Here is a 20361-nt window from a genome sequence, read left to right on the forward strand (position 1 = left end):
CTCGCGGAAGTGGAAATCCTCGATCAGGCTAGGACCGCGCGGACCGACCTTCAGCGTGTTCTGGTCGTCGGCGACCGGCCCGCCCTGGGCGGTGGTCATGACCGGCGTGTCGCCCTCCGCCACTTGGTGCAATTCGCCGCCGATCCCTCGAAGAAGCGTCTGATCGTGAATCGCCGCCGCTGATCTTTGCGTTGCCGTAGCTTTCCGTGCCATGCGCGTGCGCTCCCTAAGCGTGCGGGGACGTCCGGCCGACCCCGCATCGTCCCACTAACCCTCGGGACCGGCTTTCGTTGCGCGGGGGGTGCCAACGCCATCGGGATGTGGGCGGGCGCCAGAAAACTCGCCGCGTCAGCTCGAGAGCACTTCGCTCACATAGGGCGGGCCAGGAGATCGGCGCGACGAAAGCCATGCTCAGACGAGCCTCGTAACCCAGGCGTCAGGCTCGGAGCGGCTTGTTGGAGATGCGGATACGCGATCAGCCGGCGACGTCTGCGCGAAGCGGACACGGGCTTTGTGATGCAAGACAATGGTACGAGATGCGATAGAAACCATCAGGAGGCCATGGCAGGTAACACTCTTTTCCGATCATCATTCTGATTACCGCCGCGGCGGCCCCCTCGGGTTTTATCAATGCCGACGAGCAACCCTCTGGCATGGGACGCCGACAGTCTGCGAAGGGCAATCCGCGCGGCCGGCGTGGCGCTCTGGTCATGGAACGTAGACAACGACCAGTTCGCAATGGACGAACAAGCGTTTCTGCTGTGGAGCGTACCGCAAAGCGACGAGGTGAAATTTGAGGACCTGTCGACCCATATTCACCCGGCCGATCGCGACCGTGTGTGGCGCCAGGTTGCCGACGCCGTTGCCGAGCGTCCCGACGAGATCAGTGATCGCGGCGAGGTTCGATTTATGGCCGTAGAGGTTGCACATGGGCCCTACGGTGACGCGCGCTCTCTGACACTACGGCTCGCGCGCATGCCGTCCAGCCATATCTCCACGGTGGGCATTATGCGCGAGACGATAACGTCTACCCCAGCAGCATTTGGGTGTATGCCGTCGCGAAGGTTCAATGAAGGGTTTGCCGCTACTCCGGCAAGGAAGAAGGGATAGAGCGCGACAGCGTGTTTTTCCGCCAAGCGTGGGTAGATGGCATGGAAATCGGCCATGAACAGCACCCCTCTGCTGGACGGTGCCCACATGCCCGCCAGCAGAACGGGAATTCCTCTCGCCTTCAATCGCGCAATGATCGCGTCAAGCGCACGTTCGGTCAGATGGACGTCAATCCCACGAAGTGCGTCGTTAGCACCAAACTCAACAATCACGCCGTCTGTGCCCTGGGGCACCGATCGGTCTAGCCGTTCGAGGCCAGAGGTCGCGGTATTGCCGGGCGCGCCAGCATTGGCCACGGTGACGTCGTATCCACGCGCCTTCAATGCCGCCTGCAATTTCGCAGGGAAGGAAGCCTCCGGCGGCAGGCGATATCCGGAAGTGAGGCTGTCGCCGAAAGCGACAATGCGAAGTGGCTCGGCCTCGGCGGTCGCAAGGGACAGAATGGCGATTATCATCAAGGCCGCGAAATGTCGGCAACAGAGCGCAGTCTTCAGCGCGCTGGATTGGTAGCCATAGGGACCGCACATGCGGATCAGCCGGGAGGCGCGCCGACGCTGTCCTTGACGCACTTGGTCGTGAAGCTGGTCTTGGCTGCGCCGGCCAGTTTCTTGGTTGTGGCCTGCGCATCGCATGCGGTCTGAGCATCGCGCTCGCACTTGCCAAGGAAGCTGGTGCGGGCCGCGCCCGCGAGCTTCTTGGCATCGGCATTCGCAACGCAGCTATCGGCGAGGGCGGGGCCGGCGAAGGCAACCAGAACGGCGAGAGTGATGAGCGACTTCATCGAACCGTCTCCTCTTCAGGTGCCGGGAGCTAAACATGGCTGAGGAGCGGCGTCGAGGTGGGCCCAGTATGAGTTTTCTCAGCAGCGAACCGGACCCGCCACGATGTTGTTGGCTTCCGCCCACCAGAGGAATGCGTTGCCCGCTTCAATGACATCGTCGTCATTTGCAGCGCTTTCCAGACGACGGATCAACCCGTCGTAGTCGCCTCCGGGATGCGGATTGGCCAGGGCGAAGGACAGTGCCTCATCGAGGGTGGCGATATCGAAGGTGGCGGAGCCGGCATGAACTCTGACGACCGGGATCGTCGCGGACTCGGCTGTGTACACATGATCGAGGATCGGCATGGTTATTCCTCCATTGCTCCGATTCCAACGCTCCGCACAGGCTCACGTTCCAAGCGTCTGCCCCTTACCCTCCGCCTCCCCGAGAGCGACGCGGCCGGCGGGGGTGATGCTGAAACGAGAACACACTGCCCACCACGTGCTCGACGTCACCTTCTCGATCCGGGCAACGACGGCATCGAGGCGCCCCCCTGGCCTGAGCTTGGCCCAGCCTCGCTGTAAATGGTTAAGCCACCAACAACCTGTAGACGCGCCGAGCATCCAATGCCACGTTAGTTGCGAGTGCAAGCCGCGAGAACGTAATGCTATGGCGAGAGGCTTCGGGAGCGGGCGTCTTCCGATCTTGAACGTATCGATTGTTTTTTCGGTTGTTCTCGTTGCCTGCCTTTTTGGCATTCTGACACGGCCCTATGGTTCACTCGCTGCCTTCTGGCCGGCCAATGCGGTACTCCTCGGGCTCTTCGTTCGGCATCCTCCATTGGTATCCCCGGCCGGCTGGTTCGCCGCAATCGCGGGCTATTTTACTGCTGACATCCTTACGGGCGGCTCTCTCCTGCTCACCATCTGGTTGACAGCAGGGAACCTGGCGGGCGTCGGCGTCGGGGTTTTGCTCTATGCTCGTATCAATGATGCTCATCGCACCTTGGGCCAACCGTCCTCCGTCCTTTACTTATTGGGGGTGCTCAGTTGTGCCGCCGCTGGGTCGGCCGTTGTTGGCGCGGGAGTCGCGCCCGTTTTCTTCGGTCGGGATTGGGTTTCCGGACTGGCATTCTGGTTCACGACCGAGTTGGTAAACGGCATCATCGTCCTGCCCGTCATCCTGACGGCGCCTGCCGGGCCATTCATCTCGGCGTTGGATCTACGACGCGGTGGGAAGGACAAGGCGGCTTTTCTCACAGGAGCTCCGATTGTTGCCCTCGCGCTCTCACTTGTCGTCGGGCACCTCGTAGGAGGAATGGGGGCACTTGCGTTCCCCTCGCCAGCACTCCTTTGGTGTGCCCTTGTTTACCCGCTGTTCCCCACCGTTCTGCTCACGATGCTGGTGAGCATATCCCATCTGATTGCCGTATCGCTCGGCGTGGTCGGCGAGCCCGCTGGGCATATCGATGCGATGACGATGACAGATCGCCTCAGCATCATGTTACTGGCCTTGGGTCCATTGACCGTCGCCAGCATCAACGCGGCGAGAGTGGAGCTGACGAGCACGCTTACTCGGCTCGCAACCTACGACGCATTGACGGGTGCCCTTACGCGAGCAGCATTCTCGGCACAGGCGAGCTCCGTGCTCTCGGCGCGGCCCGGTCCTCTTGCCGTCATGACCATCGACATCGATCACTTCAAGCGCATCAATGATACCCACGGCCATGCGGCAGGTGACAGGGCGCTCGCAGCCTTTGCAGACGTTGTGGGCAGGGCTCTCCGCAAAGACGATCTTTTCGGTCGCATCGGTGGGGAAGAGTTCGCGATCCTCACGCCAGCCGTAAGCGATCAGGGAGCGAAGGGTATTGCAGACCGCTTGCGAGCGGAGATCGAGGACCTGTCGTGTGCGCTTCCCAGCGGGGACATGCTGCGCTTCACTGTCAGTGTTGGCTTTGTACACGTGCAGGGCAATACGCAGCTATCTCTCGAGAACCTTCTCGCTGCAGCGGATGACGCTCTCTATCGGGCCAAAGGGGCGGGTAGAAACCAGGTCGTTGCCGCTTAGTGGCCAATATGCGCCAACCCTGTTCCCCTTGTTCCCCAAGCCCTATCGAGTTGGGGAACAGCCGGGGAGCGTCGCAAGTCATTGATTTTTCTAGTATCTGAGGCCTGTTCCCCCTGTTCCCCACCGTTCCCCTCGAAATGAATGTAGGCGAGAATGAAATGAGGGCGGTCGTGGGTGCGTGATGCGTCTAAAGTAGGTGAAAATAGACGCCGAGAGCAGCTCGAGACCAATGCGCACGAGCGCGGCGCTGGAAGCGACGGGATGGCGCCAAGGCTCATCCGCATAGCATTCTGTCCGCGGCAATACATGTTGGGCCGCGTAGGTCGTGTACTGGAGCAAATGGCTTGCGAGATCAGCGCGACAAATGAGGAGCCGGCCGAACTCTTCGGTGTCAACATCCACATCATTGCAAGATGGAAATCCGTTCATGACGAGTTTTGTCAGGCCCTAAAAGCCGGTAAGGGCGCTTTGATCAGCAATCAACCGAATCGAAGCCGATAGATCGAACCGCGGCCATCTTGAATAACAATCAAGAATTCAAGTCTGTGGCTAGGCGAGCGACGGATGGACGGGCATGCCCTGCATCGGTTGAAAACAATCATAGGAAATCAAAGGCTGGGCCGTTCTCGCCCAAACTTGAAAACAATCAAGATATTCAAGATGGGGTATCCTGGTCGCATTGGGCTCGTCAGCCCGGGTTCTGCTGCCGATGAAGACAGCACTCTCCTAGCGAGGCGGGGTAAAATACGAAACCGCAACGCCGCCAAGCGCCTACCGCACGAATGTTGACCTTCAAGTAGACGATCAACTCCTTTCCGAGTCCTTCTCTAGGCCGGCTTCTTTGGCTTGGTGGCAGGCTTCCGCTTCTTGGCTCGGCGAACCCGGGCGAGCGAAGGCGATGGCCGCAAGGGTGGGAGGCGCTCCAGCAATCGCACCAGATAGCTCCCACCACCCTCGCGCGACCGCTCCTCCCTCTGAAGGATGTACTGCTCGACTGCATGATCGAAGTCGCTTCGGCGCTGAGAGGCGCGGCCGCGAGCGAACCCATCCGTCGCGATGGTCTCCGCCGCTAGTCGTAGAGCGCTCTTCAACAGCCAGGGGAGTTCGTCGTCCCAATTATTGGGAGTGTCCGGCAGTAGCCGGCTGTTCGCACTTCGAAGGCCGGAATCCATGGTGGCATAGAGGCGCACTTTTATCGCTTCGGGCGTGAGGTGCTCATATAGATCCCGAACCGCGGTGCCCACGCGGTACGAGTTCTCGGGCCCACGAGCGACGCCGCGAAGAATCTCCACTGCAAGACGCTCCAACGCTTGAGCGGCCATTTCCTCTGCCCATTGCGCCTGCTTGTCGCCTCGTTCGCCACCGCCGCCGTCGATCACTCGTAAGTCAACCATGAAGGCCTCCTGCACGAGGGGAGCCTACATCAGTGCGCGAGCGACGGTCTAGTTAAACGGAGGGGTTGTATTGCAAGGGAGAGCGCTGCGTAGAAGGCGCCGCCATCGGCCCTACCGGCGTCAGCTGTTGGGGTGATTGTTGGGGTGAAGCTTCGATGGTTGATTTTTTCTTGAATAAAATCAACGATTTAGGCTAAAGATTTGGCGGAGAGAGCGGGATTCGAACCCGCGATACGGTTTCCCGTATACACACTTTCCAGGCGTGCGCCTTCAACCACTCGGCCACCTCTCCCCAGCATCCACCGTTGCCGATCGATGCACGTCGTCCCATGGGGACGGTGGCGCCGAATATAGTGAAGCGGGCCGCTTGGCAAGCCGTTCCGTGGAAACCGCGGCGCCCGCAGGTTCAGTTCGCCGCCGGGGCTGTGGACGAAATGGCGCAGCGGGCGGCGTCGGCCGTGCCGCCCATGAGATGGACCTGGTCCTTGCCGGTGCTGCCGGCGACGATGTTGTAGATCGTGGTGCTCGCCGTCCCCACGGATTTGCCCGCGGCGGTGAACTCGCAGGTTACCACCGCGGCACCGATCGTCGCGGATCCCTCATTCGCCACCGACACGTCCATCACCGAGCCGACCGGATCGGAGAAGATGTCGCCCTGCTTCACCTTGAGCGCCGGATTGGCGGCGGCGCACACCGTGCCGGCGCCGAGGGCGGCGAGGGCGAGCAGTCCCCGGACCCGCCGGTGCCGAATCGGAAGGGGACGGGCGGGCAGCTCGCGGGTGGAGGTCGTCGTCGTCATGCTGGGTCTCATGGTTCGGATGCCGTCCGGAGGATGCCGCAGCGTCGGCGGAAATCAATACGGTCTGCGCGCCGGCGATGCCAGAGAATAGCACGCGCCGCGCGGTCGCACGCCTTCCGGCCCGTGGCGGAGGTTCACGAAAAAGTTCAATAACTTCGGTAATCTAGACAAGCCCCATGTCCTCAATATAGTCCAATGGGTGGGGATAGTTTGCGGGGGTGGCCTATGAGGCCGATGAGGTGGCGCGTGACGGGGCCGGCGTTGATCGGTGCCGTGGGACTCGCTCTGGCAGTATCGGGCTGCACGGAGAAGAACGAGTACGTGCCGCCTCCGCCGCCCAAGGTCTCGGTGGCCGCGCCGTTCGAGCAGCCGGTCATCCGCTATCTCGAACTGACCGGCAACACGGCGTCCATCAATTCCGTCGACCTCGTCGCGCGCGTCGAGGGCTTCCTGATGTCGATCGACTACAAGGACGGCGCGACGGTGAAGAAGGGCGACCGGCTCTTCCTCATCCAGCAGGACACCTACCAGGCCGATCTCGACCAGGCCAAGGCGTCGCTCGCCTCCGCCAACGCCCAGCTCACCAACGCCCAGGCGGAATATCAGCGCCAGGCGACGCTCGGCCAACAGGACTTCTCCTCGCAGGCGGTGGTCGACAAGGCACGCGCCGCGCGCGACCAGGCGCAGGCGGCGGTAGATTCGGCCAAGGCGAATGTCGAGGTCGCCACCATCAATTATGGCTACACCACGGTGGTGGCGCCGTTCGACGGCATCGTCACCCGTCATCTCGCCGACGTCGGGCAGCTGGTCGGCCAGGGGCAGCCGACCAAGCTGGCGACCATCGTGCAGATGGACCCGATCTACGCCTATTTCAGCCTGAGCGAGAACCAGGTGCTGCGCATCAAGCAGGCGCTGGCCGAATCGGGCCGCACCATCGAGCAGGTCAAGGAGATCGAGATCGATATCGGCCTGCAGAACGAGGACGGCTACCCGCACCAGGGCCGGCTGGACTACGTCTCGCCGGAGGTCGATCCCTCGACCGGCACGCTGCTGGTGCGCGCATTGTTCGAGAACAAGGATCTCTCCTTGCTGCCGGGCCTGTTCACCCGGGTGCGGGTGCCGGTGCAGCGGCTGCCCAATGCGCTGCTGGTGCCCGATACCGCCATCGGCTCGGCGCAGCAGGGCAGCTACGTGCTGGTGATCGGCAAGGACAACGTGGTCGAGCAGAAGGTGGTCACCACCGGGCAGCTCGTCGGCTCCTACCGGGTGATCGAGAGCGGGCTCTCCGCCGGCGACAAGATCGTGGTGGGCGGCATCCAGCGCGCGGTGCCCGGTTCGAAGGTCGAGCCGGAACCCGCGCCGCCTTCCGCGCCTCCGCCTGCCGCCTCCGCGCCCGTGGCGCCCGCCGCAGCGAAGCCCGCCGCGCCTGCCGCCGCGCCGCCCGCCGCCAAGCCCTGATACGTTCCGGCACGTTCTCCGCCCGACGTCGGGCGGTACCTGACATCGCTACCGGCAGACCCGCAACAAGGCACGAGCCATGATCTCCCGCTTCTTTATCGAACGGCCGGTTCTGTCGAACGTCCTGGCGCTGGTCTTCGTGCTGATCGGCGCGGTGGCGCTGTTCAAGCTGCCGGTCTCGCAATATCCCAACGTCGTGCCGCCGACCGTGCAGGTGACGACGCTCTATCCCGGCGCCAGCGCCCGCACCCTGGTCGATACCGTGGCGCTGCCGATCGAGCAGCAGGTCAACGGCGTGCAGGGCATGCTCTACATGCAGTCGACCAGCGCGTCGGACGGCACCTACACGCTCACCGTCACCTTCGCCATCGGCACCGATCCCGATCTGGCGCAGGTGCTGGTGCAGAACCGGGTCGCCATCGCCATGGCCTCGCTGCCACAGGCGGTCCAGGTGCAGGGCGTGACGACGCAGAAGAAGTCCACCGCCATCCTGCAATTCGTGGCGCTATACTCGCCGGACGGGCGCTATGACAGCCTGTTCCTCGCCAATTACGGCATCATCAACCTGCAGGATGAGATCGCCCGCCTGCCGGGCGTCGGCAATGTCAACGTGTTCGGCTCCGGCCAGTATGCGATGCGCATCTGGCTGAATCCCGACGAGATGCAGGCGCGTGGGCTGACCCCGAGCGACGTCATCTCCATCGTCCAGCAGCAGAGCCAGGAGGTCGCCTCGGGCGTCGTCGGCATGCCGCCGGTGCCGAAGGGACAGAATTTCCAGTACACGCTGAACATCGCCGGGCGGCTCAACGACGCCGCCGACTACGAGAACATCATCGTCAAGGTCGACAACGCCAATGGCGGGCGGATCACCCGTCTGCGCGACGTCGCACGGGTGGAGATCGGGGCGCAGACCTACAGCCAGGTCTTCACCTTCAACGGGCGGCAGTCCGCCTCGCTCGGCATCTATCAGCTGCCCGAGGCGAACTCGCTGCAGGTGGCGGAGGAAGTCCGCGCCAAGATGGCGGAGCTCGCCAAGGACTTCCCGCCCGGCCTGGCCTACGCGGTGCCCTTCGATACCACGGTGTTCGTCAACGCCTCGATTACCGAGGTGTACAAGACGCTGTTCGAGGCTGGCATCCTGGTGCTGATCGTCATTCTGGTCTTCCTGCAGGACTGGCGGGCGACGCTGGTGCCGGCCACCACCGTGCCGGTCACCATCATCGGCACCTTCGCCGCCATGGCAGCGATGGGTTTCACGGTGAACCTGTCGACGCTGTTCGCCATCGTGCTCGCCATCGGCATCGTGGTCGACGACGCCATCGTCATCGTCGAGGGCGTGGCGCGGCATATCGAGCGTGGCCTACCGGGGCGGCAGGCGGCCGAGAAGGCGATGGACGAGCTGTTCGGCCCGATCATCGGCATCACGCTGGTGCTGATGTCGGTGTTTATTCCGGCCGCCTTCATGCCGGGCCTCACCGGACAGCTCTACCAGCAATTCGCCCTTGTCATCGCCGCCACCGCCTTCATCTCGGCGATCAACGCGATGACGCTGAAGCCGACGCAATGCGCGCTGTGGCTGCGCCCGCCGGTGCCGCCGGAGAAGCGCAACTTCTTCTATCGCGGCTTCAATGCAGTCTACGAACGTGCCGAGCATTGGTACGCCGGCCTCATCCGTCGCATGGTGAAGGTGAGCGCCTTCACCGCCCTTGTCGGGCTCATCCTGATCGGCGTCTCGATCTGGGGCATCACCCGGGTACCGACCGGCTTCTTGCCGACAGAGGACCAGGGCTATGTGCTGATCGGCGCGCAACTGCCCGACGCCGCTTCGCTCGAGCGCACCCAGGCGGTGATGGAGAAAGTCTCCAAGATCGCCCAGGACACGCCCGGCGTGGAGAACGTCATCACCATTTCCGGCGTCTCGGTGCTCGATAACAATGCCACCTTGCCCAATGGCGGTGTCGCCTATGTCATGCTCAAGGACTGGGACGTTCGCGACAAGGCCGGGCAGGGGCTGCTGGAGATCTACACCTCGCTGAACCGCGAGCTGCAGCAGATCCAGGAGGCGGCGACCTTCGTGCTGGTGCCGCCGCCGATCCAGGGCATCGGCAACGCCTCGGGCTTCACCATGATGGTGGAATCGCGCGATGGCAGCTTCGACTTCCCCAAGCTGCAGAGCGTCACCCAGCAGATCAGTGCGAACGCCGAATCGCAGTCGGCGATCCAACACCTGAGCACCTCGTTCCGTGCCAGCGTGCCGCAGCTCTTCATGACCATCGACCGGGTGAAGGCCGAGACGCTGGGCGTCACCGTCGGGCAGGTGTTCACCACCATCCAGGGCTATGTCGGGTCGAGCTACGTCACCCAGTTCAACCAGTTCGGCCAGACCTTCCAGGCCTATGTGCAGTCGGACAGCGAGTTCCGCCGTACGCCGGAACAGATCCTCGGCATGAAGATCAAGACGCCGTCCGGCGAGATGGTGCCGATCGGCACGCTGGCGACCATCAAGCCGGTGTTGGGCCCGCCGCTGATCACGCTCTACAATCTGTACCCGGCCTCCACCATCGTCGGCGTTCAGTCCACCGGCTTCTCGTCCGGCCAGGCGCTCGACATCATGAAGCAGGTGGCCGACGACACGCTGCCGCCCGGCATGGGCTTCAACTGGAGCGCCATGTCCTATCAGGAGGTGGTGGTCGGTAACGAGATCTACTTCGTGTTCGGCCTCGCCATCCTGCTGGTCTATTTCGTGCTGGCCGGCCAGTATGAAAGCTGGATCCAGCCGCTTTCCGTGCTGCTCGCCGTGCCGCTGGCGCTGCTCGGCACGGTGGCCGCTCTGACCGGCCTCGGAGTGGCCAACAACCTCTACACACAGATCGGCCTGATCCTCCTCATCGCATTGTCGGCCAAGAACGCCATCCTGATCGTCGAATTCGCCCGCGAGAAGCGCGCTGAAGGGATGGAGATCGCCGAGGCGGCGGTGGAGGCGGCGCGGCTGCGCTTCCGGCCGATCCTGATGACCTCCTTCGCCTTCATCCTCGGCGTGCTGCCACTGGTGCTCGCTACCGGCGCCGGCGCCAATTCGCGGAAGTCGATCGGCATCGCGGTGTTCTCCGGCATGCTGGCCTCGACCTGCCTCGCCGTGCTGTTCGTGCCGTCCTTCTACGCGGTGCTGCAGCGCTTCGAGGAGCGCGGCAAGCGCAAGGCCAAGCCGGGTGCCGTCCCGGAGGCGTCGGTCGGGCCGGAGCCGGGCGAGGGCGGGGCGAAGCCGGTCGCCTGAGCGGCATCGCAGTAGGGCAGGGCGCGGTATTGTTCGCCTGCCTTGATAACAGGCATGAGGCTGGTGCTTCCCTGGGCGTCCATGGCCGCCGAGAGTGCCATTGCCTGCCGTTGGGCCATGCCGGGCGCGGCACGATTCCTGCGTTGACGGTGCGACGGAAGCCGTTCGCCCCTTCCGGGCGGGCGGATCGTCGGCGTAGTCTGGCGTCCCGTGTCCGCGTTGTTAAAGTTCAGTTGGTGCCATGACCATTTTCGCCAGCCTGCATCACGTCACGGCCTACAAGTATGATCGCCCGGTCGTGCTGGGTCCCCAGATCATCAGGCTGCGTCCAGCGCCGCATTGCCGCACGCCGGTGAAGAGCTATTCGCTCAAGGTCACGCCCTCGAACCATTTCGTGAACTGGCAGCAGGACCCGTTCGGCAACTGGATGGCCCGCTTCGTCTTCCCGGAGCCGGCGACGGAATTCCGCGTCGAGGTCGACCTCATCGCCGACATGACCGTCTACAATCCCTTCGACTTCTTCGTCGAGGAATATGCCGAGACGCTGCCCTTCGCCTACACACCCGAACTCGCCAAGGAACTCATCCCCTATCTGGAGCCCGAGGAGGGCGGCCCGCTGCTCGACGCCTATGTCGAGAGGGTGCGGCCCAAGGATGGCGAGAAGACCGTCGACTATCTGGTGCAGCTCAACCAGCAGCTCCAGTCGGATGTGAACTATCTCATCCGCATGGAGCCCGGCGTGCAGGCGCCGGACGAGACGCTGGGCCTCAAGGCCGGTTCCTGCCGCGATTCCGGCTGGCTGCTGGTGCAGATCCTGCGCCGGCTGGGCCTAGCCGCCCGCTTCGTCTCCGGCTACCTCATCCAGCTCAAGCCCGATGTGAAGGCGCTCGACGGCCCGACCGGCACCGATGTCGACTTCACCGACCTGCACGCCTGGTGCGAGGTGTACCTGCCCGGAGCCGGCTGGATCGGCTTCGATCCCACCTCCGGCCTGCTCTGCGGCGAGAGCCATCTGCCGCTCTGCGCCACGCCGAGCTACCGCTCGGCAGCGCCGATCTCCGGCGGCTTCAGTGCCGAGGAGAATACCAAGACCGAGTTCGACTTCGAGATGAAGGTGACGCGCGTCGCCGAGAAGCCGCGCGTCACGCTGCCCTTCTCCGACACGGCCTGGACCGCGCTCGACGCGCTGGGCGACAAGGTGGATGCCGACCTCGCCGCGCAGGATGTGCGCCTCACCATGGGCGGCGAGCCGACCTTCATCTCCATCGACGACTATCAGAGCGCCGAATGGAACACCGCGGCGGTGGGCCCCACCAAACGCATGCGGGCGGACGACCTGATCCGGCGCCTGCGCAAGCGCTTCGCGCCTGGCGGCATGCTGCATTACGGCCAGGGCAAGTGGTACCCGGGCGAGAGCCTGCCGCGCTGGACCTTCTCGCTGTACTGGCGCAAGGACGGTAAGCCGATCTGGCGCGACCCGGCACTGATTGCCGCCGAAACGCTGACCGGTGCGGTGATCGATGAGGCCAAGTCCTTCACCGAGAATCTCGCCGAGCGGCTAGGCCTCGCCAAGGTCTATGCCCAGCCGGCCTTTGAGGACGCCGCGCACTGGATCCTTAAGGAAGGCGACCTGCCGGAGAATGTCGACGCGCTCGATTCCAAGCTGGAGAACCCGGAGGAACGCGCCCGGCTCGCGCGCGTGTTCTCGCGCGGGCTCGGCCGGGCGAGCGGCTACGTGCTGCCCATCCAGCGCTGGCAGGCGCGCGGCCATCTCGGCTGGATCAGCGAGCTCTGGCAGTTCCGGCGCGGCAAGCTGTTGCTGGTGCCGGGCGACAGCCCGGTCGGCTATCGCCTGCCGCTTGCCAGCCTGCCCTGGGTGCCGCCGGCGCTCTATCCCTATGTGAACCCGGCCGACCCGATGACCATCACCGGCGACCTGCCGGACGTCGAGGCGCTGCACCAGCGCTACCGGCGGGTCGACAATGAGGAGGGGCATCAGGAGAAGGTCGACCAGATCCTCACCGGTACCGGCTCGGTGCGCACGGCGCTTTCCGTCGAGCCGCGCGACGGCCGCCTCTGCATCTTCATGCCGCCGACCGAGCGGCTGGAAGACTATCTGGAGCTTCTGGCCGCCATCGAGGTGAGCGCCGCCGAGCTGAAGCTGCCGGTGCATATCGAGGGCTATGCGCCGCCGGTCGATCCGCGGCTGAACGTCATCCGCGTCGCCCCCGATCCCGGCGTCATCGAGGTCAACGTCCATCCGGCGGTGAACTGGAAGACCTGCGTCGAGATCACCCGCGATCTCTATGAGGATGCCCGCCAGACCCGGCTCGGCACCGAGAAGTTCATGGTCGACGGCCGCCACACCGGCACCGGCGGCGGCAATCACGTCGTGGTCGGCGGCGCCACCCCGGCCGACAGCCCGTTCCTGCGCCGGCCGGACCTGTTGAAGAGCCTGGTGCTCTACTGGCAGCGCCACCCCTCGCTGTCCTACCTGTTCTCCGGCCTGTTCATCGGCCCGACCAGCCAGGCGCCGCGCATCGACGAGGCCCGGCATGACAGCCTGTACGAGCTGGAGATCGCGCTTTCCAACGTGCCGGCGCCGGGCAAGGGCTATGCGCCGCCGCCCTGGCTGGTCGACCGGCTGTTCCGCAACCTGCTCACCGACGTCACCGGCAACACCCACCGCTCCGAGATCTGCATCGACAAGCTGTTCTCGCCGGACGGGCCGACCGGCCGGCTCGGCCTCGTCGAGTTCCGCTCCTTCGAGATGCCGCCGGACTGGCGCATGAGCCTCGTGCAGCAATTGCTGCTGCGGGCGCTGATCGCCTGGTTCTGGCGCGAGCCGCAGGACGGCGAGCTCACCCGCTGGGGCACCGCGCTCGCCGACCGCTTCATGCTGCCGCACTTCGTCTGGGCCGACTTTCAGGATGTGCTCGGCGACCTCGACCGTGCCGGCTACCACGTCGATCCGGCCTGGTTCGAGGCGCAGCGCGAATTCCGCTTCCCTTATTTCGGCCAGGTCGAGCACGGCGGCGTGCAGCTGGAGATCCGCCAGGCGCTGGAGCCGTGGCATGTGCTGGGCGAGGAGGGGGCGATCGGCGGCACGGTGCGCTTCGTCGATTCCTCGGTGGAGCGATTGCAGGTGCGGGTGGAGGGCTTCAACCCGACCCGCCATGTCGTCGCCTGCAATGGGCGCCGCATGCCGCTGATCCCGACCGGCCGCTTCGGTGAATATGTCTCGGGCGTGCGCTTCAAGGCGTGGCAGCCGGCCTCCGGCCTGCACCCGACCATCCCGGTGCATGCGCCGCTGACCTTCGACATCGTCGATCAGTGGTCGAACCGCTCGCTCGGCGGCTGCGTCTATCATGTCGCACATCCCGGCGGCCGCAATTACGAGACTTTTCCGGTGAATTCCTACGAGGCGCAGGCCCGGCGACTGGCGCGCTTCCAGGATTACGGCCACACTCCCGGCTATCTGTTCGTGCCGTCCGAGGAGCCGACGCCGGAATTCCCCGCCACCCTCGATCTCAGGAGACCGGCGCGGATCTGATGCCTCGCCGGTGGACGGGATGTGGCGTATCGGCGTGCGCGGCTCGCCGCGCGCCGCCAGGCCGTGTAGGACGTGCCGGAGTTCCTGAATCGGGGAGGCCATGGCAGGAGGGAGCGAGCTGCAGGCGTTGACGCGCCGCTTCGAAACCGAAGCGGCGGAATCGCTGCTGTCCGGTTATCGGCCGCTGCCTGGCGTGCATGACGAGCTCGTCGATGCCGACGGCAAGCTGCGCCCGCATTGGGGGCCGCTGCTCGCCGCGCTTGCCGAAATGGGGGTGGAGGAGGTCAACCGCCTCTTCACCGCCGCCGACCGCTATCTCTACCGTTCCGGCGTCTTCTATCGCGTCTATGACGATGCCGGCGGCGGCGAGCGGCCCTGGCCGCTGGCGCATCTGCCGCTGCTCATCGACGAAGGCGAATGGCAGGCGCTGTCGCGCGGCCTGATCCAGCGGGCACAGATGCTGGAATCTGTGCTGGCCGATATCTATGGCGACGGCGAACTGGTGCGCTCCGGCGCGCTGCCGGCGGCGGCGGTGGCCGGCAGCCCGGAATTCCTGCGCCCGCTCGTCGGCGTCGACCCGCATGGCGGCAGCTTCCTGCGCCTCTACGCCGCCGATCTCGGCCGCGGGCCGGATGGGCGCTGGTGGGTGTTGCAGGACCGCACGCAGTCGCCCTCCGGCGCCGGCTACGCGCTGGAAAACCGCATCGCCATCTCGCGCTCGCTGCCGGACCTGTCGCGCTCGATGAACGTCGTGCGGCTGGCCGGTTACTTCCAGGGCCTGCGCGCCGGCCTGACCCGGCTCGACCTATCCGGCGAGGGTCGGGTGGGGCTGCTGACCCCCGGTCCGCTCAACGAGACCTATTTCGAGCATGCCTATCTCGCCCGCTATCTCGGCTTCGTGCTGCTGGAGGGCGAGGACCTGACGGTGCGCGACAACGCCGTCTATGTGCGTACCGTCGCCGGGCTGAAGCGCGTCGACGTGCTGATGCGCCGCCTCGACGCCGATTTCGTCGATCCGCTTGAGCTCAACCCGCGCTCGCATCTCGGCGTACCCGGCCTGGTGCAGGCGATCCGCGCCGGCGGGGTGGCGCTCGCCAACGCGCTCGGCGCCGGGCTGATCGAAGCGCCGCTGATGATGAGCTTCCTGCCGAAGATCGGGCCGCGCGTGCTCGGCGAGGACCTCGCCTTGCCGAACGTCGCCACCTGGTGGTGCGGCCAGAAAGCCGAACGCGAGCGGGTGCTGGACGAGTTCGACGACCTCGTCATCGCTCCCGCCTTCGCCCGCACCCTGCCGGGGCTGCTCGACGACGGGCCGGTGATCGGCGCCGACCTCAAGCCGGCCCGCCGCGAGGCAATCATCAAGGCCATCCGCACCCGCGGGGTGGATTTCATCGGCCAGGAGACCGTGCGCCTCTCCACCATGCCGCTGTGGCGCGACGGCCAGCTGGAGCCGCGGCCCTTCATCCTGCGCCTGTTCGTCGCCGCCACCGAGAAGGGCTGGCAGGTGATGCCCGGCGGGTTCTGCCGGGTGTCCGACAGCGTCGATTCCCGCGCCGTCACCATGCAGCGCGGCGGGCGCTCGGCGGATGTCTGGGTGCTCGGCAGCGGTCCGGTCGACCAGACGACGCTGCTGCCGGCGCCCGGCGCGGCCGAGGTGCGACGGCAGATCGGCCCGCTGCCGAGCCGCGCCGCCGACAATTTCTTCTGGCTCGGCCGCTATGTGGAGCGTGCCGAACTCACCTTGCGGCTGCTGCGCACGCTGGTCGGGAGGCTGTCCTCCACCATTGAGGGCGACACCGCCTCGGTGGCCAAGCTCACCCAGTTGCTGCAGTCCTGGGGCGCGGTGCCGGCCGATCTCGCCTATACCCACACCACCCGCCACGCCTTCGCCGCGCTGTCGCGCCGGGACCTCGCCGGCGCCCTGCCGAGTATCGTCGAGGCGGCGCGCCAGACCGCCTCGGTGATCCGCGACCGCCTGTCGCCCGACGCCTGGCGCACCCTGGCCGACATGGCGCTGATGCTGGCGGAGCCGGTGCCCGCCAAGGGAGCGGAGGCCGAGGCGCATGAACGGCTGGAGCGCTCGTTGCGGGCGCTCTCGGCGTTTTCCGGCCTCGCCTCGGAGAATATGAACCGCCAGGCCGGCTGGCGCTTCCTCGATCTCGGCCGGCGCATCGAGCGCGGCATCTCCACCGCCCGGCTGGCGCGGACGCTGGTGGGCGAGACGGTGAGCGCCGCGACGCTCGACGTGCTGCTGGAGCTCTGCGACAGCCAGATCACCTACCGTTCACGCTATGTGATGACCGAGAGCCGGGCGCCGGTGCTCGACCTCGTGCTGCTCGACCCGGTCAATCCGCGCTCGCTCGCCTACCAGATCGACGCCATCGCCGAGCATCTCGACCAGCTGCCCGGCCATCATGGCGACGAGCCGCCGCTGCCCGAGGAGCGCCTCGCCGCCCGCCTGCTCGCCTCGATGAAGGCTTTCAGCGCCAATGAGTTCGACGATGCCCGCCTCACCGAGGTGGAGGGGCAGCTGATGGAGCTGTCGAACGACATCGCCGAGCACTATTTCATCCATCGCTCGCCGGTCGAGACCCCGTGGGATCTTCTGGCGTGAGCGTGGGTTCGTGGCAGCCATGAAATACGACATCCACCAGACCACCGCCTATCTCTATGCCTCGCCGGTGCCGGTGGCCCGACATATCGTGCGCATGGTGCCGGTGAGCCGTCCCGGCCAGCGAGTGACCGACAGCCATATCTCCGTCGATCCCGAGCCGGCGGAATGGGTGCAGACCCGCGATTTCTTCGGCAACCAGGTAGCGCATATCCGCCTCGAGACCGCCCATACCCGCTTCACCGTGCGCACCTCGGCGCGGGTCGAGGTCGATCCCTCCCCGGAATGCGACCCGGCCTCCGGGCCGAGCTGGGAGGAGGTGCGCGAGGCGGTGGGCGACAGCGAGGATCTGTCGCCGCTCTCGCCGGTGCATCACATCTACCCCAGCCCGGCGGTGGCGCTGAAGACGCCGATAACCGATTGGACGCGCAAGAGTTTCCCCGCCGGCCGCCCGATGCTGGCCGCCTCGATCGAGCTGATGCGCCGCATCTATGCCGACTTCGCCTATGACAGCCGCGCCACCGACGTCTCGACCCCGGCCATCGAAGCCTTCGAGATGCGGCGCGGGGTCTGCCAGGATTTCGCGCATATCATGATCACCGGCCTGCGCGGGCTCGGCCTGCCGGCGGCCTATGTCTCCGGCTTCCTGCGCACCGAGCCGCCGCCGGGCAAGGAGCGGTTGCAGGGCGCGGACGCCACCCATGCCTGGGTAAGTGTCTGGTGTGGCGAGCAAATCGGCTGGGTCGGGCTCGATCCCACCAACGCGCTGGTGGTCTCGACCGACCATGTGGTGCTGGCGGTCGGGCGCGACTACACCGATGTGGCGCCGATCGGCGGGGTGCTGGTGGGCTCCGGGCGGCAGAAGCTGTCGGTTGCCGTCGACGTCATCCCGATGCCGGAGGAGGGCGCTCCGGCGAAGCTGCGTCCCGCGCCGGCCGATGAGGCCGATGCGGTGGACGATGCGACCGAAAATCCCGGCTGACGCACCGATGCGTGAGCTCGCGCGGGGCCGGCGCGACAGCGCGATGACGGCGGGTTAGACATTTCCGGCGGCGCCGCGAATCGCCGCCCCCTTGTTCGCCGCCGACCGAGGCCTCGCCCATGACCGAGACCGCCAGCCGCGCCGCCCCCGCCGACGGGACCGACGGCTTCCTCGCCAGCCTCGCGGTGTATCTGCGGCCGCGGGTGCTGATCGTCATCCTGCTCGGCTTCTCCTCCGGCCTGCCGCTGGCGCTCTCCGGCGCGACGCTGACCATCTGGATGGCCGAGGCGAAGGTGAACCTCGCCACCATCGGCCTGTTCGCCCTGGTGGGGGTGCCCTACAACTTCAAATTCGTCTGGGCGCCGCTGGTCGACGCGCTCGACGTGCCCATCCTGTCGCGCCTGCTCGGGCGGCGGCGCGGCTGGCTGGTGTTCACCCAGCTGCTGCTGGTGGTCGCCATCCTCTGGCTTGGCCTTCAGGACCCGGTCTCCGCGCCCTGGCAGGTGGCGCTCGGGGCCTTCCTCGTCGCATGCGCCTCGGCGACGCAGGACATCGTCGTCGACGCCTTCCGCGTCGAGAGCCTGGAGACCCGCGAGCAGGCCGCCGGCATGGCCGGCTATGTCGCCGCCTACCGGGTCGGCATGCTCGCCTCCGGCGCCGGGGTGATCCTGCTGGTCGCCTGGTTCGAGGCGATCGGCGTCGCCCGCGCCGATGTCTGGGCCTGGGGCTATGCGGCGGCGGCTGCGATGGTGGGCGTCGGCCTCCTCGCCTCGCTGTTCGCCCGCGAACCCGGGGAGGGGGAGACTCGCGGGGAGGCGGTGCCGCGCGAGGCGAATGTGGCGCGGCGGATCTGGGATACCGCCATCGGCGCGTTTTCCGACATGCTGCTGCGCCGCGACGCCATCGCCATCCTGCTGTTCGTGGTGTTCTTCAAGTTCTGCGACGCCTTCGCCGGGGTACTCACCGGCGCCTTCGTCATCGATATCGGCTTCGACAAGGCGGCCTATGCCGGCATCGTCAAGGGCGTCGGCTTCGCGGCGGCGCTGCTCGGCGGCTTCGCCGGCGGGCTGATCGCCCGCGCCTTGCCGCTGGGGCGGGCGCTGTGGATCGCCGGCATATTGCAGATGGCCTCCAACCTGGTGTTCTCCTGGCAGGCTTGGGTGGGCGTCGACCTCGCGGCGCTGACGTTGACCATCGTGGTCGAGAACTTCACCGGCGCCATCGGCACGGTGATCTTCGTCGCCTATATCTCGGCGCTGTGCGGCGCGCGGGCGCATACGGCGACGCAGTACGCTCTCCTGACCGCGCTGGCGGCGGTGGGGCGCACCTTCCTCGCCGCCGGGGCGGGGTTCATCGCTGAGAGCACCGGCTGGGTGTGGTTCTTCGCGCTCACCGCGTTTGCCGCGCTGCCGGGGCTCGCTTTGCTGGCCTTCCTGCAGGCGCGCGGGCATTTCCGGGCGCTGGCGGCGCAGGCGGCCACCTGACCGCTACGCCGCCCGCTTCGCTCGGCCGTCAGTTGATCGCGTCGAGGCGGAATTCGCCCTCGTTCAGGAAGCAGGCCTTGCTGAACAGCGACAGGTCGAGCGGATTCGGCAGCCGCACATCGTCGAGATCCGGCAACGGCTTCAACGCCGGATCGTAGGAGCGGTCGATCTGCGCGATGAACACCAGCGTCAGCCCGCGCTCGCGGGCGAACGCCCTGAGCGTGCGGATCTGGTTCATCAGGTCCGGCTTGTCGCGCTGCTGGTCGAGCAGCTGGAGATAGTCGATCACCGCCAGCATGCCGGGCGGCGCCGCGGCCAAAACCGCCATGACATGGTCGGCGCTGATCGCGTCCGAGCAGTCGCAGGTGAACAGGCCGGCGAACGCGGCGGCCTCGACGCCGAGGGCGCGCAGCCGGCCGGCGACCTCCCGCTCGGCATATTCCAGCGTGAAGAAGGCGGCGGGCCGACCCTGCCGCATCGCCTCCACTGCGAGCTCGAGGGCCAGCAGCGTCTTGCCCTGGCCGGGGCGCGCGCCGATCAGCAGCAACTCGCCCGGTTCGAGCCGGGCGAGCAGGCGGCTCGCCCGCGACGCCCCGGCGGCCTTCGCCGCCAGCAGGCTCCAGCGGGCGAAGCCCTGTTCGGCGGCGACGCGGTCCAGCGCCGCGTGCAGCGGCAATTCCTCGCGCCGCGACATGAGGCGCGCCTGGCGTTTCAATCGATGGACGGGGGCGGAAAGCTTCATTGCGAACCTCCTGTGCGAGCCATGTTCGCAACCCCTCCTCATGCGCGCCCGACCGGATGGTCCGATGATTGGATTGCCCTGCCTGAAAGAGGCTTTCCCGGTGGAGGGGGGAGGCGCGGGCACGCC

The 20361-nt window shown here is 66.2% G+C and carries 14 protein-coding genes, 1 tRNA gene and 1 pseudogene; 7 read left to right on the plus strand and 9 right to left on the minus strand.

Features of this window, described 5'->3' with window-relative positions:
• The 5 genes and pseudogenes from KHC28_RS27585 to KHC28_RS24270 form a co-directional block, all read right to left on the minus strand.
• A pseudogene (locus tag KHC28_RS27585) lies at window positions 1-213 on the minus strand (catalase); the annotation flags it as partial.
• Between the two features lie 495 nt (window positions 214-708).
• A complete protein-coding gene (locus tag KHC28_RS27925) occupies window positions 709-930 on the minus strand; it encodes a hypothetical protein (RefSeq protein WP_312893331.1) in 222 nt (73 codons plus the stop codon).
• Between the two features lie 5 nt (window positions 931-935).
• Window positions 936-1637: an arylesterase gene (locus tag KHC28_RS24260; protein ID WP_214010960.1), complete on the minus strand. Its 702-nt coding sequence runs from the start codon at window positions 1635-1637 to the stop codon at window positions 936-938.
• Window positions 1638-1642: 5 nt separating this feature from the next.
• Window positions 1643-1891, minus strand: a complete 249-nt coding sequence (locus tag KHC28_RS24265; RefSeq protein ID WP_214010961.1) for a hypothetical protein — start codon at window positions 1889-1891, stop codon at window positions 1643-1645.
• A gap of 78 nt (window positions 1892-1969) precedes the next feature.
• Complete coding sequence (locus KHC28_RS24270; protein ID WP_214010962.1) at window positions 1970-2236, minus strand: hypothetical protein; 267 nt, start codon at window positions 2234-2236, stop codon at window positions 1970-1972.
• Between the two features lie 340 nt (window positions 2237-2576).
• On the opposite strand from KHC28_RS24270, the gene KHC28_RS24275 reads away from it, so the two are divergent.
• Entirely contained in the window at window positions 2577-3938 is a 1362-nt protein-coding gene (locus KHC28_RS24275; protein WP_214010963.1) for a GGDEF domain-containing protein, read from the plus strand.
• 827 nt (window positions 3939-4765) lie between these two features.
• On the opposite strand, the gene KHC28_RS24280 is transcribed toward KHC28_RS24275, so the two are convergent.
• From KHC28_RS24280 to KHC28_RS24290, 3 genes are all read right to left on the minus strand, one after another.
• On the minus strand, window positions 4766-5332 hold the full coding sequence (locus KHC28_RS24280) for a hypothetical protein (protein WP_214010964.1): 567 nt from the start codon (window positions 5330-5332) through the stop codon (window positions 4766-4768).
• Between the two features lie 202 nt (window positions 5333-5534).
• A tRNA-Ser gene (locus KHC28_RS24285) sits at window positions 5535-5624 on the minus strand.
• 114 nt (window positions 5625-5738) lie between these two features.
• Window positions 5739-6131, minus strand: a complete 393-nt coding sequence (locus KHC28_RS24290; RefSeq protein ID WP_214010965.1) for a hypothetical protein — start codon at window positions 6129-6131, stop codon at window positions 5739-5741.
• A gap of 234 nt (window positions 6132-6365) precedes the next feature.
• On the opposite strand from KHC28_RS24290, the gene KHC28_RS24295 reads away from it, so the two are divergent.
• The 6 genes from KHC28_RS24295 (at window position 6366) to KHC28_RS24320 (ending at window position 19493) form a co-directional block, all read left to right on the plus strand.
• Entirely contained in the window at window positions 6366-7589 is a 1224-nt protein-coding gene (locus KHC28_RS24295) for an efflux RND transporter periplasmic adaptor subunit (protein ID WP_214010966.1), read from the plus strand.
• A gap of 79 nt (window positions 7590-7668) precedes the next feature.
• A complete protein-coding gene (locus tag KHC28_RS24300) occupies window positions 7669-10863 on the plus strand; it encodes an efflux RND transporter permease subunit (RefSeq protein ID WP_214010967.1) in 3195 nt (1064 codons plus the stop codon).
• 241 nt (window positions 10864-11104) lie between these two features.
• Window positions 11105-14416, plus strand: coding sequence for a transglutaminase family protein (locus KHC28_RS24305; protein WP_214010968.1), 3312 nt, complete (start codon window positions 11105-11107; stop codon window positions 14414-14416).
• A gap of 100 nt (window positions 14417-14516) precedes the next feature.
• Entirely contained in the window at window positions 14517-17030 is a 2514-nt protein-coding gene (locus KHC28_RS24310; protein ID WP_214010969.1) for a circularly permuted type 2 ATP-grasp protein, read from the plus strand.
• Window positions 17031-17049: 19 nt separating this feature from the next.
• On the plus strand, window positions 17050-18009 hold the full coding sequence (locus tag KHC28_RS24315; RefSeq protein ID WP_214011478.1) for a transglutaminase family protein: 960 nt from the start codon (window positions 17050-17052) through the stop codon (window positions 18007-18009).
• Window positions 18010-18128: 119 nt separating this feature from the next.
• Window positions 18129-19493, plus strand: a complete 1365-nt coding sequence (locus KHC28_RS24320) for an AmpG family muropeptide MFS transporter (protein ID WP_214010970.1) — start codon at window positions 18129-18131, stop codon at window positions 19491-19493.
• A 28-nt stretch (window positions 19494-19521) separates the two neighbouring features.
• On the opposite strand, the gene KHC28_RS24325 is transcribed toward KHC28_RS24320, so the two are convergent.
• On the minus strand, window positions 19522-20235 hold the full coding sequence (locus KHC28_RS24325; RefSeq protein WP_214010971.1) for a DNA helicase: 714 nt from the start codon (window positions 20233-20235) through the stop codon (window positions 19522-19524).
• Window positions 20236-20361 lie beyond the last annotated feature (126 nt).

Origin of the sequence: Ancylobacter sonchi (assembly GCF_018390695.1) — a bacterium.
Classification (GTDB): Bacteria; Pseudomonadota; Alphaproteobacteria; order Rhizobiales; family Xanthobacteraceae; genus Ancylobacter; species Ancylobacter sonchi.